At 49.3% G+C, this 1,448-nt stretch carries 2 tRNA genes and 2 rRNA genes; all 4 read right to left on the bottom strand.

Annotated features, from left to right (window positions below):
* Positions 1–731: ribosomal RNA gene (locus O0882_RS29035) — 23S ribosomal RNA — on the bottom strand; the annotation flags it as partial.
* Positions 732–974: 243 nt separating this feature from the next.
* Positions 975–1,050: transfer RNA gene (locus O0882_RS29030), tRNA-Ala, on the bottom strand.
* Between the two features lie 25 nt (positions 1,051–1,075).
* Positions 1,076–1,152: transfer RNA gene (locus O0882_RS29025), tRNA-Ile, on the bottom strand.
* 81 nt (positions 1,153–1,233) lie between these two features.
* Positions 1,234–1,448, bottom strand: a 16S ribosomal RNA gene (locus O0882_RS29020); the annotation flags it as partial.

Below are 1,448 nucleotides of genomic sequence, written 5' to 3'. Positions count from 1 at the left end.
GTTCGGACCTCCAGGGCGTGTTACCGCACCTTCATCCTGGCCATGAGTAGATCACTTGGTTTCGGGTCTACACCCAGCGACTGATCGCCCTATTCGGACTCGATTTCTCTACGGCTTCCCTATATGGTTAACCTTGCCACTGAATGTAAGTCGCTGACCCATTATACAAAAGGTACGCAGTCACGGAACAAGTCCGCTCCTACTGTTTGTATGCACACGGTTTCAGGATCTATTTCACTCCCCTTCCGGGGTTCTTTTCGCCTTTCCCTCACGGTACTGGTTCACTATCGGTCGATTACGAGTATTTAGCCTTGGAGGATGGTCCCCCCATATTCAGACAGGATGTCACGTGTCCCGCCCTACTTGTCGTACGCTTAGTACCACCGGTCCAATTTCACATACGGGGCTATCACCCACTATGGCTCCCTTTTCCAGGGGATTCTGTTATCGGTCCGACTATCACGTACAGGCTCTTCCCATTTCGCTCGCCGCTACTTTGGGAATCTCGGTTGATTTCTTTTCCTGCAGCTACTTAGATGTTTCAGTTCGCCGCGTTCGCCTTGCATACCTATGTATTCAGTATGCAATACCCTAAAAGGGTGGGTTGCCCCATTCGGAAATCTGCGGATCAAAGTGTGTTTGCTCACTCCCCGCAGCTTATCGCAAGCTACTACGTCCTTCATCGCCTGTAATCGCCAAGGCATCCACCATGTGCACTTATTCGCTTGTCCCTATAACGTTAGCCTCTCATCATTTGCATGAGGAAAGAGCGTTACAGGAATAAGAAAGTACAACGTTGTTGCTTGTTTGTTGATACATACAATCATTACCCATCGATTTGCGTTTTACGGCAAACCGATCAATAAATAATCTTTACTTCTTCCAGATTGTTAAAGAACATACAGCACTTGATCTCGAAAAGACCAAACCTAAATCCCGGTGCATTAATCAGCACTGATTTACGTTTGAACTTTTGGTGGAGGATGACGGGATCGAACCGACGACCCCCTGCTTGCAAAGCAGGTGCTCTCCCAGCTGAGCTAATCCCCCTAGGGTATTTCCAGACTACAGAAACTGGTAGGGCTGGTTGGACTCGAACCAACGACCCCCGCGTTATCAACACGGTGCTCTAACCAGCTGAGCTACAGCCCCAAATGCTGTTCTTTATATTAACAGCCGATAAGTGTGAACATTTGATGCGTGAATCAGTTACCTGACTCGTGCAAACTCTAGAAAGGAGGTGATCCAGCCGCACCTTCCGATACGGCTACCTTGTTACGACTTCACCCCAGTCACGAATCCTACCGTGGTAAGCGCCCTCCTTGCGGTTAAGCTACCTACTTCTGGTAAAACCCGCTCCCATGGTGTGACGGGCGGTGTGTACAAGACCCGGGAACGTATTCACCGCGACATGCTGATCCGCGATTACTAGCGATTCCAACTTCATG

This window comes from Janthinobacterium sp. SUN073, assembly GCF_030397665.1.
GTDB lineage: Bacteria > Pseudomonadota > Gammaproteobacteria > Burkholderiales > Burkholderiaceae_D > Janthinobacterium.
The sequence above is the reverse complement of the archived record's forward strand: the minus strand, read 5'-3'. Positions and strand labels throughout refer to the sequence as shown.